Annotated in this window: 12 protein-coding genes; 11 read left to right on the top strand and 1 reads right to left on the bottom strand. The window is 30.7% G+C overall.

The annotated features are described in order from the left end of the window. The 11 genes from ACUXZJ_RS00350 (at position 1) to ACUXZJ_RS00300 (ending at position 13,255) form a co-directional block, all read left to right on the top strand. Positions 1–768, top strand: a complete 768-nt coding sequence (locus ACUXZJ_RS00350) for an ABC transporter permease subunit (RefSeq protein WP_014166193.1) — start codon at positions 1–3, stop codon at positions 766–768. A gap of 28 nt (positions 769–796) precedes the next feature. Next, the gene (locus tag ACUXZJ_RS00345) at positions 797–1,240 is read left to right on the top strand and encodes a CopD family protein (protein ID WP_060382931.1); all 444 of its coding nucleotides are present in this window, start codon (positions 797–799) and stop codon (positions 1,238–1,240) included. Between the two features lie 280 nt (positions 1,241–1,520). Beyond that, positions 1,521–1,889, top strand: coding sequence for a hypothetical protein (locus ACUXZJ_RS00340; RefSeq protein ID WP_060382923.1), 369 nt, complete (start codon positions 1,521–1,523; stop codon positions 1,887–1,889). A 98-nt stretch (positions 1,890–1,987) separates the two neighbouring features. Next, positions 1,988–2,893 (top strand): hypothetical protein, encoded by a 906-nt coding sequence (locus ACUXZJ_RS00335; RefSeq protein WP_065213109.1) that lies wholly within the window; start codon positions 1,988–1,990, stop codon positions 2,891–2,893. 6 nt (positions 2,894–2,899) lie between these two features. After that, positions 2,900–4,888: a TonB-dependent receptor gene (locus tag ACUXZJ_RS00330; protein WP_354018097.1), complete on the top strand. Its 1,989-nt coding sequence runs from the start codon at positions 2,900–2,902 to the stop codon at positions 4,886–4,888. Positions 4,889–4,911: 23 nt separating this feature from the next. Next, positions 4,912–5,796, top strand: a complete 885-nt coding sequence (locus ACUXZJ_RS00325; protein WP_060382920.1) for an MbnP family protein — start codon at positions 4,912–4,914, stop codon at positions 5,794–5,796. Positions 5,797–6,058: 262 nt separating this feature from the next. After that, entirely contained in the window at positions 6,059–7,093 is a 1,035-nt protein-coding gene (locus ACUXZJ_RS00320; RefSeq protein ID WP_060382919.1) for a cytochrome-c peroxidase, read from the top strand. A 26-nt stretch (positions 7,094–7,119) separates the two neighbouring features. Continuing rightward, a complete protein-coding gene (locus tag ACUXZJ_RS00315) occupies positions 7,120–7,488 on the top strand; it encodes a hypothetical protein (RefSeq protein ID WP_060382918.1) in 369 nt (122 codons plus the stop codon). 553 nt (positions 7,489–8,041) lie between these two features. Further along, positions 8,042–10,183 (top strand): TonB-dependent receptor, encoded by a 2,142-nt coding sequence (locus tag ACUXZJ_RS00310; RefSeq protein ID WP_060382917.1) that lies wholly within the window; start codon positions 8,042–8,044, stop codon positions 10,181–10,183. 89 nt (positions 10,184–10,272) lie between these two features. Further along, positions 10,273–11,841: a PepSY domain-containing protein gene (locus tag ACUXZJ_RS00305; protein ID WP_235588306.1), complete on the top strand. Its 1,569-nt coding sequence runs from the start codon at positions 10,273–10,275 to the stop codon at positions 11,839–11,841. A 58-nt stretch (positions 11,842–11,899) separates the two neighbouring features. Then, positions 11,900–13,255 (top strand): glycoside hydrolase family 19 protein, encoded by a 1,356-nt coding sequence (locus ACUXZJ_RS00300; protein WP_060382915.1) that lies wholly within the window; start codon positions 11,900–11,902, stop codon positions 13,253–13,255. A 175-nt stretch (positions 13,256–13,430) separates the two neighbouring features. Here the strand turns inward: ACUXZJ_RS00300 and lysS are convergent, their stop codons facing one another. Beyond that, positions 13,431–15,122, bottom strand: a complete 1,692-nt coding sequence (gene lysS, locus ACUXZJ_RS00295; RefSeq protein ID WP_060382914.1) for a lysine--tRNA ligase — start codon at positions 15,120–15,122, stop codon at positions 13,431–13,433. Positions 15,123–15,207: the final 85 nt, after the last annotated feature.

Here is a 15,207-nt window from a genome sequence, read left to right as displayed (position 1 = left end):
ATGAATTCGTTACTAAAAATAATTACAAAAGATATTTACAAGAATAAAATAATAGTAGCCTATACCATTATTTTATCTATTTTAAGTTGGAGTTCTTTTTTATTAGAAGACAATTCGTCAAAAGGAATACTAACCATCCTAAATGTAATTTTATTTACAGTACCTCTTGTTTCTATTTTATTTGCAACAATCTATTTATACAACAGCGCTGAATTTATAGAACTATTGTTAAGTCAACCTATTAAACGAAAAAAAATTTGGTCTAATTTATACCTAGGAGTATCCCTTTCATTAACCACTGCCTTTTTTATAGGAGCAGGAATTCCGTTGCTTATAAATTTTCCTGATAGTATAGGGATACTAATGTTAATTGTGGGGATCTTACTATCTATCATCTTTATTTCTCTAGCTTTTTTAGGTGTTGTTTTTATTCGAGATAAAGCCAAAGGAATTGGTGTTGCAATCATGATATGGTTATACTTTTCTATTTTGTTTGATGGAATAATTCTTTTTTTATTATTTCAATTTTCTGAGTATCCAATAGAAAATGCAATGGTTGGAATTACAATATTTAGCCCAATAGATTTAGCTCGTATTCAAATTTTATTGCACCTAGATGCTTCTGCCATGATGGGCTATACAGGAGCTATTTTTAAAGACTTTTTTGGAACGACATTAGGCGTAATGTTTTCCTTTTTATTCCTTTGTTTGTGGGCTTTTATACCTTTTGTAATTTCTTTAAGAAAATTCAAAAACAAAGATTTATAAGAACCCATTCAATCTAAAATAATACGATATGACACACCATCTTTTATTGATAATCCACCTATTAGCTGCTAGTGTTTGGGTAGGAGGACATCTTATCTTACTCATTAGATATTTGCCAAAAGCCTTAAAAAACAAAGACGTTGAAATTATTAAAAATTTTGAAAAACAGTATGAACCTATAGGACTACCCGCTTTATTGATTTTGGTAGGAACAGGCGTATTAATGGCCTATCAATACAATGTTACACTAACAAGCTGGTTTTCTTTTGAATCGAATATTGAAAGAGTGATATCAATCAAATTATGTTTGCTCATGTTAACTTTAGTTCTAGCCATTCATGCGCGACTATTCATTATTCCTAAGTTAACTTCTAAAACCATTATTTTAATGGCTGTTCACATTTTACTGATAACACTTATTGGTGTAAGTATGTTAATTGTAGGAAGCTTTGTTAGGTTTGGAGGATTATAGGTTGTACTTGTGATAGTATAAAATTTTAAAAATAAATAGAATTGTATGAGTTTACAAATATAAAAAGTAGAATATAACGTAAAAAAAATATTATTTCAAAAACAAATTGTTAAATGATAAATATCATAAGGGTTTAATTAAGATTGGTTTACATTTGTTTTACCTTATAAAAAAAGAATTATCGCATTTAAGTTTTATTAAAAAACCGATTGTGTTTGATCATAAAAAAGAAAACCAAATTTGTTTTTTTATCTAAATTGTATACATTTGTACTTTAATAATGAAAGGGTTATATACCATATTGGCTTTTTTAATACTGTTGCGTCCTGTAATGCCAGTTATTGATTATGTAGTAAATTACAACTACATAGCTGAGGTATTGTGTGTAAATAAAGATAAACCTACGTTAGAATGTAATGGAAAGTGTCACTTAATGAAAGAGTTGGCAAAAGTTTCTGAAACTGAAAAACCCACACCAGATAAAAAAAATAACCTTTCAGAACGATATGAAATACTATTTTGTCAAAGTATTTTTGAGTTTGAATTTATAAAACCTATTGATATACAAATTCACCCATTTAGTAATTATACAAATTGGTATCAACTTCTTACTAAATGTAGTATCCTCAAACCGCCTATTTTTAGATAATTATTTATCGTCCCAATTTTTTTAATCGCGTACAGATGCTATAACATTTTGGCACTGTTCACTTGCGCTTTGCATAAAAAATAATCATTTAAGAAAGTATGAAATTTCTAAAGTATTGGAGTATTGTATTAGTTTATACAATGACTTCTTGTACATTGGAAAAAACAGATTATGAAGCAGAAATAGCAACTGTGGTAACTGAATACGCTGCTTTTAGAGAAGTTACTTCTTTAAAGGTAGGTAATTATAATATTTGTATTGAAGCACTTAACGGAACTTTTTATAAAGGATATAACGAAATTCATGTAAAAGTTTTTGATTTCAATACAAATAAAACAGTAGTTCCTACTTCAGTATCTTTTTTACCAATTATAACATTGGCAAATGATACAAAATCATCTTGTCCTCATCAATATAATATGAAGTACAAACCAGCAGAAGAATATTTTGCAGGGTATTCTGTCTTTACTGATGAAAATAAAGAAGGGACTTGGCAAATAAATATTAAAATGACAATCAATAACCAAGTGATGAGCGGTACCCAAACGATTCCAGTTCTTCCTCAAAAGAATAAAAATCTAGGTATGACCACTTTTACGGGAAATGATGGCGAAAAATATTATATAGCTTTGGTCGCCCCACAAAAACCTAAAGTAGCAGAAAATACATTAATTGCAGGAATTTATAAATACAATAAACCTACAATTTCGGAACCCAATGAATATTCTTTTACGGAAGTTAGGAATCATACGTTAAAGTTAGATCCAAGAATGCCAGAACCCTCTATGGGCAATCATTCGTCTCCTAATAATAAAGATTTGACACAAGAACAAGATGGTTTCTATCACGGTATAGTTAACTATACTATGACGGGCAATTGGACGCTCAATATGATATTATTAGACTCAAACGGAAAAGTAATAAAAGGAACCAATGTTCCAGAAGACTTTACTCCTGGAGTTCAAGGATTAAAGAGCTCTCTTTTTATTGATATTCTATTCTAAGACCTTATGAAAAAAATAGGATTACTAATATTTGTTAGTATTTGCTTTTTAACAAATGCACAAAGTATAGAGGTTAATAAGGATTCAGTAAAAGTGATAAAAGAAATTTATTTGAAAAAAATTCAGAAAAAAAAGAAGATCGAAACAGATCTAAAATTGGCAGTTTCAATAGACGAATTTCTAGCATCATCTCATACGATATCTTTTGTAAAAAGAGGTGCGTATGCTTGGGAACCATTATTAAACAATATGAGTAGCGAGCGTTCCACAATTACTATTGATGGGATGCACATTTTTGGAGCCTGTACAGATAAAATGGACCCTGTTACCTCCTATCTAGAAGTAAATAATTTAGCTACTATTGATATCAAATCAGGACAACAAGGAGGATTACACGGATCCACTATTGCAGGAAATATCAATTTAGTTAGAAAAAATAGCTCTTTTACTGAAAAAACAAAAATAGTAGGCAGTTTTCAAGGAGGATTTGAATCCAATAACCACCAGCTTTTTAATTTGGGAAATATAGCTTTTACAAACAACAAATTTGTGTTAGATGGAAGTATCGCTTATAGAGAAGCAGGTAATTATTTTGATGGTAAAAATAGAGAAATAAAACATTCTCAATACTCTAAATTCAACTCCTCATTAGGTTTAGCTTATAAAACAGGATTGCTTTCATCTTTAAAAGCGGATGTCGTTTTTGATATGGCAAAAAATGTAGGATTTCCTGCCTTGCCTATGGATTTATACCTTTCAAGAACCCTAATAACATCAGCCGCTTATAAACAGCTTTTTGATGACAAACGAATCAAAGTATGGGATACGAAAGTATACTTCAATGCTATTGAGCATTATATGGATGATACAACGCGCCCTGAAAATTTGGTTCACATGGATATGCCCGGATGGAGTACAACCTATGGATTGCTTTCTAAAGTAAGCACGAGAACTAATAAACTCTCCTCAGAATTTCAGTTCAATGCGTATACTAATTTATCCATTGCAGAAATGAGAATGTACCCACAGGACCGTAGCAAAAGAACAATGTTTGCCTATAGTTGGCCTTGGGTAACTACACAATTTGCAAGTGTAGCTGTACAGAACTCATGGGATTTTTCAACAGAACGTCAGTTGTCTTTTGGTGCTTCTTTAGGAGCTCATTACAACTTTTCTAAATACATAGAATTTAATAGAATTTTTTATCCAAATAGTTCTCAAGAAAAAAATCGAATTTTGCCTAGTCTTAATTTAAATTATCAATACAAGAAAAAAGAGTATCATTTTTCTGTAGGTACAGGATATGGCCATAGAGCACCTTCTATTTCAGAAGGATATGGCTATTATATCTACAATAGTTTTGATAGATACGATTATATAGGAAACCCAGATTTAAAAAATGAAATTTCCTATGAAGTAAATGCAAGTGCAGGCTATAAAAATGCTACTATAGGATTAGAAGCTAAGGTTAATCATTTTTACATTGAAAATTATATTGTGGGCAAAATCCTAAATATAGGAAGTCCTATGAATTACCAATCTATAGGCGTGAAAGGGTACACTTCCTTAGATCATGCAAAACTTTATAATGTAGTAGTAAGCTCCTTTTATAACTTAGGAGAACATATTCGTTGGGAAGGCTCACTAACTTACGCCAGAGGTATAGATAGTAAAGGGATTAACCTCCCGTTCATTAGACCATTAAGTTATCTAACTTCCCTGCAATATAAACATTGTAATTTTGGAGCAAGAACAGCTATAAATGGTGATTTAGATCAAATACATTACAGCTCTTTATACGGTGAAGATCAAACACCTAAATACCTATTATGGGGAGCCTCAGTAGATTATGCAATTCTCTTTAACGAATACAAAATAACATTGCAAACAGGGGCAGAAAACATATTAAACGAAAATTATAGCACGTATGCTGATTGGGGAAATATTAATAGAATGGGACGAAATATTTTTATCTCGTTAAAACTCAATTTTTAAAAAAAATAAACACTTTAATTATTATGAAAAATTTTAAAAAATATTATTTATTAGCTATATCATCATTCTTATTTTTATCTTGTAGTAAAGAAGAAGATCAAAAAATACTTGAGCCAAACACATTTGCTAATGATGTAACATTGGTTTTTGAAAACACCTTCAAAAGTACCCCTATTGTACTTGGAGAACCTACTTCAACCGCTGTAACAACGAACGTTTCAGTAAACAACCAAAAACACCTCTTTAAAGAGCTAAAGTATGTAGTTAGTAATATAAGACTGATAAAAGAAGATGGTACAGAAGTGCCTTACAACGTATCAAATCTTGATTTAGGAGCTATTGTAATAGATCAATCAAAGCCTGAAACACTAAGTTATACTTTATCAAAAATCCCTTATGGTAATTATAAACAAATTAAATTTGGCTTAGGAGTAAAAAGTGATTTGAATAAAGTAGATCAAACAAAATTTCCTAAATTTTTTGCTAACGCTGGAGAAAATAAAACACAAATGATGTGGGAATGGGGAGCAGGTTATCGTTTTGTGAAAATTGAAGGTTATTATAGTGATGAAAACAAACCTCTTTCAATTCATACAGGAAGTACTGAAAAAAAAGATCCCAACAAAAATTTTGTTCAAGGAGTAGATGCTTATAGAGATATTACCTTGAATCTTCCAGTACAAGCAATTGTGAATAAAATGAACCCTAAAATTACTATAAACGCTGATTTGGATAAGTTATTAAGCGGAACAGAAAAAATAACGCTGATAACGAATGATAAAAATGATAACAATGCAACCCCAAGTGTTCATTCAGCTGTACAAATGATGCGTTTTGTAAACAATATAGGAGGAAATGGTACTACAAATGTTACAGGTATGTTTTCTGTTAGTAAAGTTCAAAATTAAAGATTAATATGAGGGGATCCAAAAGAACACAAACGTTTTGTTTTACTTATAAAGAGAAATAAAATAACGTGAGTAATAGTTTTATACTATAATCAAAAACAAGAAACTATTGTTTTTTTTGAGTCCCCTCTTTTTGTCATTTTGATATGACGGTTTGAGTATGCAAATAATATGTTCATTGAGTACCTATCATGAATCAATGTTGATCAAGTAAATACCAAAAATAGAAGCATACGATATTTACCGTTAAAAAAATAAAAAAATGAAATCATATATTTTACTTTTAATATTAGTATCTACCTTATACTCTTGTTCTAAGGACAAAGAAATAGACGTAGAACCAACATTTATTTCTGAATTTAATAATCCAGAAATTTTCATAGAAACACCTAAGTATTTTCCTCTATTGAATGGTTTTTTTCTTAAAAATAAACCCACAAAATACGGTGTACAGTTAGGCGAAAAATTGTTCAATGATAAAAGATTAAGTAGTAATAACTCTATTTCATGTGCAAGTTGCCACATTCAAGAAAATGCGTTTACAGATAAAAAAACAAAAGCGATCGGAATTTTAGGACGAGTAGGATTACGTAATACACCTCCAATTCAAAATTTAGCCTTTATGAATTTTTATATGTGGGATGGAAACGAATTAGAATTAGAGCACCAACCTATCGTACCCATTATTACGAAAGAAGAAATGGGGTCTTCTATTCTAGAAATAATAACAAAAATACAAGGAGACAAAGAGTACCAAGAACTATTTAAAAAAACGTATGGAGAGGATAAAATAACACAAGAAAAAATATTTAAAAGCATTGCACAATATGAATACACTTTAGTCTCTTCTAATAGTAAATATGACCAAGTCATGAAAAAAGACCAAGATTTTACTCCTAATGAAAAAAAAGGATATGAAACGTTTAAACAAAAATGTGCCAATTGCCATGCCACAGAATTGTTTACAGATCAATCGTTTCGAAATATAGGGTTTCCTGTAAATCCTGATAAAGATGAGGTTGGAAGAGCAAGAGTAACAGGAAAAAAAGAAGACATACAAGCTTTTCGAGTACCCTCTTTAAGAAACATACAATATACAGCTCCCTACGGAAGTTTTGGGCAGTTTGCCTCATTAAAAGAAGTATTAGATTATTTTGATAAAGGCGTTTTAGATGCAGATAATTTAGATCCTATTCTTAAAAATAAAAACAACAAAATTGCATTAACAGAAGAAGAAAAAACAAATCTTATTCACTTCATGAATACATTAAGTGATCCAACATTCATTAAAAAATAATTTTAAAAATCAGTTACAAACCCTAAATGAAATTTACCCTTCTAATATTAGTTTTATCATTTTTGCTACGTCCTGTAGAACCTATGGTTTCTTATATTATAAACTATGATTATATAAGCAACGTATTGTGTGAAAACAATGATAAACCTGAATTAAAATGCAATGGTAAATGTTATTTACAAAAACAAATGGCTAAAATAGCCGAAGAAGAAAAACCACTTCAAAAAGACACAAAACAAGTAAAACTAGAACACGAAACCTTGTTTCTTTATCCCGTTTTAGAAAGTTTAATACCCATCAAAATTTTTAATTTTCAAAAAAATCATTTTGTATATACCAACCTATATAACTTTTTAAAAGAAAACCTCATTTTTCACCCGCCTTCTTTATTTTAGAGGATTTTCAAAAAAAATATTTTTTAATAAAGCTTCATTTGTATTTCACAATAGAAGAAAACATATTATTAACTTTGTCTGATTTTCGTTCCTTTTTTTGAACCAAAGAAAAAAACAGAACAAAGTTAGACAATACATCCTTTTTTTGAACCTTCCTTGTCAGTTAGCATAATAGGTATAATTATCTAAAAATAAAAACCAAGTAATATATTGTTAGAGAATACAAAAAAAACGACCTCTACAAAAGCTATTTATTAAATAAAGATAAAAACAAACAAGGTTTTTTCTTTTTAGATAAAAAACCTCATAATCTTATGTCTTAGTCTAAAAAAACATAGTATTCATTTCATATTATGTATTGGACTTTATGATGCAAATAAAAAGAGTAAAGAAGATAAAAAAGATCCAAAATTTTCCACAAATGAAGTTTTACTACATTCAGGACAAAAGAGGAAGAACCTTTTTAGATTCAAAATCATTTTATCTGTAATAAATTTCTAATACGTAATCTGGGGATAAAAAGAATAGTATGCTATAAAACAAAAATCTTCCAATGAAAATAAAAATAAAGATCATTACTCTTTTAGGAGTTATGAGTGTATGTGCACAAAATAAGAAAAATCAAGACACAACAAAAATCAACCAGATAGAAGAAATAGTTGTAACATCTAGTAGAATACACACTAAAAAAACAGAAACACCTGTTGCTATTTCTAAACTCACAGAAAAACAAATTACAGAAACAAAAGCAACAGCTGTGTATGAGTTAGTAAATAAAACAGCAGGCGTTTTAATGACTAATTTAGGAAATGAACAACATAGTATGTCCATCAGACAACCCATGACAACAAATGCTTATTTTTTATATCTAGAAGACGGTTTACCTATTCGTCCCCTAGGTGTTTTTAACCACAATGCATTATTAGAAATAAATCAATTCAACATTGAAAGTATAGAAGTAGTCAAAGGTCCTGTTTCCTCATTATATGGGCCAGAAGCCGTAGGAGGAGCTGTTAATTTTATTTCAAAAAAACCGTCTGATAAACCACAATTAAAATTAGGATATCAAGGCGATCAATTTCATTTCAACCGCTTTCAAGCAATGGGTTCAGGAACTATAGGTAGGTTAGGATACCACATTGCCAGCTTATCATCCGTTCAAAAAAATGCTTGGATGACCTATTCAGACTATGATAAAAACAATATAAACGGGCGTTTTGATTATACTTTTAATCCCAATCATAAACTTATTGCTACGGTTTTTTATGGAGAATATTATACCCAAATGAGTGGAAGTGTAAATGAACAAGATTTTTATGAGAGAACCTATAAAAGCCAAACTAATTTTGCTTACCGAAAATCAAAAGCATTGCGGACAAAATTAATCTATGAACTAAACTGGAATCAGAATACTATGACTTCTCTAACAACTTTTATGCGAGAGAACCAATTAGGTCAAAATCCATCGTATGCTATTAGACTCTCAGAAGATAAAAAAACTGCTACAGGAGAAATTAATTCTAATAATTTTACCAGTTATGGTATTGTAGCACAACACAATCAAAAGTTTAATTGGCTTAATACAACCCTAGTAGTAGGAGGCTTATTAGATCGTTCTCCTATTGATTATGAGTCGTATAGAACGGATTTACAACCTATACTAAAACCAGAAACTACAATTGTTTCGCAATACGATTTTATTGCAGAACGACCAGATATTAGATTAAAAGTATACAACGGAACCATCTACAATTACGCAGTTTTTACACAAATAAAAACCATGCCTATAAAAAATCTCGTTCTTACATTAGGAGGACGATATGATAAAATGAATTTAGATTATTATAATGATATTAGTAAAAAAAATGGGACAAAAGATTATAATCAATCCACTTTTAAAGCAGGAATTAATTATAATCCATTAAAAACAGCAGGTTTTTACGCTAATTACTCACAAGGTTTTTCGCCTCCTAGTGTTTCTACTATTTTTGAAATCAAAGCAGGTACAGGAGGAAAAACAGGAGTTCCAGCTGAATTTAATTACGATCTAAAGCCTGCATTATTTTATAATTATGAAATAGGAGGTTGGTTATCCCTAATAAATACCAAATTAAAAATAGATTATTCTTTGTACTATATGAAAGGGAAAAACGAATTAATCAACACCCGTTTAGTAGATAACTCAACAGATTATCGCTCTGCGGGAAAAACATTACACAAAGGAGTAGAATTTGGATTAAATTATGGCATCTCAAAATCTATTAATCTCAGAATAGGAAGTGCTTACTCAGAACATCAATTTGTAGAATTTGAGTTTCCAGAGAAATCTTTAGAAGGAATAAAAAATTTAAATGGGAAAGAAATGCCTTCAGCACCACGTTGGATAGCTAATTCAGAACTTAGTTACCATCCAAAAGAGTTGCCAAATTTTAGGATCTCAGCAGAGTGGCAGTACGTTTCAAGTTTTTATCAAGATCAAATTAATACAACAAAATACCAAGGATATAACGTAATCAATGGAAGAATAGGCTACAAAATAAAAGGAATAGAAGCCTATTTAAATATAATAAATCTTACAGATCAATTATATGCTTACAATGTATCTAGAGGAAACTCATCAAAATCTTCCGCAAATTATACAGTCGCAGCACCCAGAACTTTTGTTTTTGGTGTGCAATACAACCTATCCTTATAAACTCAATAAAAATATGAAATTTCTAAAATTCTAAACCCATAAGACATTAATAATACTTTGAGTTTTAACTCATGAAACCCTGTACAATAATGATAAAAACAATTATTCAAAAAATAAATAAAAAAATAAAAAAGCGTATTTATAAAGGACATAAATTACTAGCCTATATAACCTTTATTCCCGTTATATTGTGGTGTTTTTCAGGAATTATGCACCCATTTATGGCACATTTTTTTAAACCCCAGATAAAAAATGAATGGATTGAACCAAAGGTAATTAACATACCCAAAATACAAGTTTCTCTAAAAGAAATTTTGAGAAAAGAAAAAATTGAAACCTTCAAAAACTTTCGTTTCATTGAAATGAATAATGATTGGTTCTATCAGATAAAATTGATAGATAATTCGCTGGTTTATTTTAGTGCCACCAATGGCAAAAAAATAGAAAAAGGAGATGAAAAATATGCACAATATTTAGCACAATATTTTTTAGAGGATTATCAAAGTAAAATTTTAAAAGTCGAATACCTCACAGAATTTGATCATCAATACAAATATATAAATCGCTATTTACCCGTTTATAAAATTACTTTTGATAGAAGTGATAATATGCAAGTATATGTAGAAACAACCTCCAGTAAATTAGCCACCTTTAATCCGCTTTCGAGACAAGTTTTTATATGGTTTTTTGATACCTTTCATAATTGGTCATTTTTAGATGCTATTACAACCAATGAAATACGAATAATCCTTATGATTATTTTGCTAGGAACCATTATCGCATCTGCTTTATCAGGAATTATTATATACGGTTTTTTTTGGAAAATTTTTAAAAAAACACAAATTTCATCGGAAAACAAAACCCGGATTCACCATCGAAAATTAGGAATGTGGTTTTCTCTACTAACCATTGGATTTGCGTTTAGTGGAGCATTCCATCTAACAAAAAAGTGGAATCCAAAGCCTGTTCAAGATATGGTATATGAACCTGTTTTGAATAGCAATAAAATAAAAATAAATCCAATAGAAATTGCCGTTAATAAAACAAAACTTCAAAATGTAAGCCTCATACAATTTGAAGATACAATTTATTACCGTTGCCAATTACAAGCTAATTTTAAATCTTTTGACCAAGACAAATCCAAAAAAGAAAAAAAGAAATTAGCTCCTGTAGCAGATGTTGTATATCTAAATGCACAATCTAACACTCTTGCCAAAGGTCTAGATCTGAAATATGCGGAATTTTTAGCCCATTATTTTGAAAATCCTTCAGTAGAAAACGCTCCTTGTTGTGAAAATCAAACCTCAGAAGAAACTAAAACGTGTGCTATTGATAGTGTTGAACTACTAGAAATTAAAGTTCTAACTGATTTTGATAATAGGGAATACGGTTTTGTAAATAAACGATTACCTGTCGTAAAATTAGCATACAATACTCCTGAAAAAACAACATACTTCGTAGAAACAGCAACTTCTAGAATTGCTTCGGTGATACAGAAAACAGATAGAACAGAAGGATACTCATTTGCAATTCTTCATAAATTTTTATGGATGGATTGGGCAGGAAAACCAATACGTGATTTAGTCATGACATTTGCAGCTATTACATTGCTAATATTAACTTTTTTAGGGATTAAATTATTAATTAAAAAAGAATAAATTTTTGTATTACAATCAAGATTGGTTAGTTTTATAAAACTAACCAATCTTTGTATTTATGAATTTTAAATTACTCAAATTCCGTTTTTTAACAACTGTTTTTGCCTCTTTCCAATTACTGCATTCTCAACAAAATTTGTCAAGTATAGCGGATAAACAAAGTTTGTTAACAAACGTCCAATGGGAATCGTTATTTCCTAATCGAGCAGGATTAGCTTCTGGGCATCCACAAGGATATAACACAGATTTTTTTTCCTATAATAATTTTATACAAGCCCGTAACGAAATGGCTGATTATTGGGTTAAAATTAGAAAAAAACAAGGTGTATATGGAGAACTCATAACCATAACTAAAAAATCTTCGCAAGTAGTCTATAATTATTCACAAGTAGACCCTTCATGGTATGCTAATACAACAGCTGAAACCGTCATTAATGTTGATTTTGCAGATTTTGTTAATACCTCCAACACCTTAAATAATACCCGAGAATTAGGCGCCTTTTTAGCGAATATATCAAAAGAAACCACAGGTGGATGGCAAACACCAGTAGGAGGAGGAAGTTTAGGAGATTACGCTAAATGGGGATTGTATTTTGTACATGAATTAGGATATAATACAACTAATTCAGCAGGAGCATACAGTCAAGCCAGTACAGAATACCCCGCCAATCCTACAAAAGGATATTACGGACGAGGACCTATTCAATTGTCATGGAATTATAATTATGGACAATTTAGTAAGTTTTTATACAACGACAAAAATGTGTTATTAGATAATCCTGATTTAGTACAACAAGATGGCGTTTTAGCTTTTAAATCAGCTATTTGGTTTTGGATGATGCCGCAATGGCCTAAACCTTCTTGTCATCAGGTTATGCACGATCTTTGGGTGCCAAGTATAGGAGAATATACTATGAACAAAATGTATTTAAAAGGATTTGCTCATACGAATAACATTATTAACGGAGGATTAGAATGTAGAGGTTCATCTAGTGCTGCTTTTACTCTAAAAGTAGTTTTACGTTCTGATTTATATAAATATTATTTGGGAATATTAGGCTTAAATCCTAATCAAATAGCTGCGGAAGATTCTGGACAATATACTACTACTTGTTTTCAAGATGCTTCTAACGCCATGCAAGACTATCAGAGTGCAAATGTTTTAGCAGCGAAAGGATTTGATCTAGAAAGTTTTTCTTATGGTCCTAATCCCGTTCAAGAAAATCTTAAAATAAAATATAAAAAAACGATAGATCAAATAAATGTCTATGGATTAGATGGGAAAGAAATTCAGAAATTACGTGTTCAAAAGGCAAATTTTGAATTGGATTGTAGCAAATTTGAAAAAGGAGTTTATTTATTACAAGTTATAAGCGAAGGGGAATCGGCAATTTTTAGGATTATAAAAAACTAACCTTCTGGAATATAGATAAAAACGATCTAAAGAAATGTTTTAGTACTCAAATTATCACATCGACCATACGGGAAGTCACATGATTAGTTTTTGCGATTTCTACTTATGGTCGATATGATTTACTTTTTTGCCAGTCTATTTGTATAAAATATAAAGCAATACAAGAGATGTTTAATTATATAAGAACAACCGTTTTGCTTTCGCCCTCAACGACTACTTTCGTCAAGCCCGCTTTTGTTAATTCTTTCATAGAAGCATCCCATTTTTTGCCACTCAATCCTGATTTTTCTTTTAAAAGAGCTAAAGTTTGATTGTCTTCAACTTTTAGTAATTCAACGATAGTCTTTGCATCATCACTTATAGCTAATGGCTTTACTTCTGGACGCATTTGAGGGAAGAATAATACCTCCTGAATAGACGCATTATTGGTTAAGAACATAATTAAACGATCCATACCTATACCCAATCCCGAAGTAGGAGGCATTCCATATTCTAAAGCTCGTAAAAAATCTTCATCAATAATTCCATTGGCTTCATCATCTCCTTTTTGGGCTAACTCCATTTGCGCGACAAAACGTTCTCGCTGGTCAATAGGATCGTTTAGTTCTGAATAAGCATTGGCTATTTCTTTTCCACAAACCATTAACTCAAAACGTTCCGTTAAATCAGGATTATCGCGGTGTTCTTTAGTTAAAGGAGACATTTCTTTTGGATAATCCGTAATAAAAGTTGGTTGAATGAAATTACCTTCACATTTTTCGCCAAATATTTCATCAATTAATTTTCCTTTACCCATGGTGTCATTTACCTCAATGCCCATAGATTTTGCTGCTTCACGTAATTCTTCTTCAGTCTTACCCGTTATATCAAAACCTGTAAATTGTTTGATCGCATCAGTCATCGTAACACGGGCGTAAGGAGCCTTGAAATTTACTTTATGTTCACCAAAAGTAGCTTCCGTAGTACCATTAACTTGTAATGCGCAGTATTCTAATAAATTTTCAGTAAACGCCATCATCCAGTTGTAGTCTTTATACGCTACATAAATTTCCATAGCGGTAAATTCTGGATTATGAGTCCTGTCCATACCTTCATTACGGAAGTTTTTAGAAAACTCATATACGCCGTCAAATCCACCTACAATTAATCGCTTTAAATATAACTCATTAGCAATACGCATATATAAAGGAATATCTAAACTATTGTGATGTGTGATAAATGGGCGTGCTGCCGCTCCTCCAGGGATAGACTGTAAAACAGGCGTTTCTACTTCCATGTAACCAGCGTTATTAAAAAATGTACGCATGGCAGTAAAGAGTTTCGTTCTTTTTACAAATACCTCTTTTACTTGTGGATTTACTACCAAATCCACATAACGCATACGGTAACGTAGTTCAGGATCTATGAATTCGTCAAAAATCTTTCCCGTTTCGTCTGTTTTAGGCATTGGTAAAGGACGTAACGTTTTACTTAAAAAAGTAAAGTTCGTTACACGAATACATTGTGCGCCTACTTGTGTAGTAAATAATTCACCTTCTATTCCTATAAAATCGCCTAAATCAACTAATTTTCTAAAAACTGTATTGTATAAGGTTTTATCCTCTCCAGAGCAAATAATATCACGGTTAAAATATGCTTGAATTCGTCCTTCGCTATCTTGAATTTCACTAAAACAAGCTTTTCCTTGGTCGCGGTTACTCATCAAACGACCCGCTACTACAACCTTCTTACCTTCTTCAAAAGATTCCTTTATTTGTTTCGAAGTATGATCTACTGGATACAAATTAGCGGGATATGGATTGATACCAAGTTCACGTAACTTGGTCAACTTTTCTCTTCTGATGATTTCTTGTTCTGAAAGTTGCATAACATTAATTTTTTAAAGACAGCAAAGATAACCATAAGTTTAAAAGTTTAAAAGTTTTAAAAGTTTAAAATTCAAGTATTGCATA

This window comes from Flavobacterium sp. TN-1 (genome assembly GCF_052828645.1).
The sequence above is the reverse complement of the archived record's forward strand: the minus strand, read 5'-3'. Positions and strand labels throughout refer to the sequence as shown.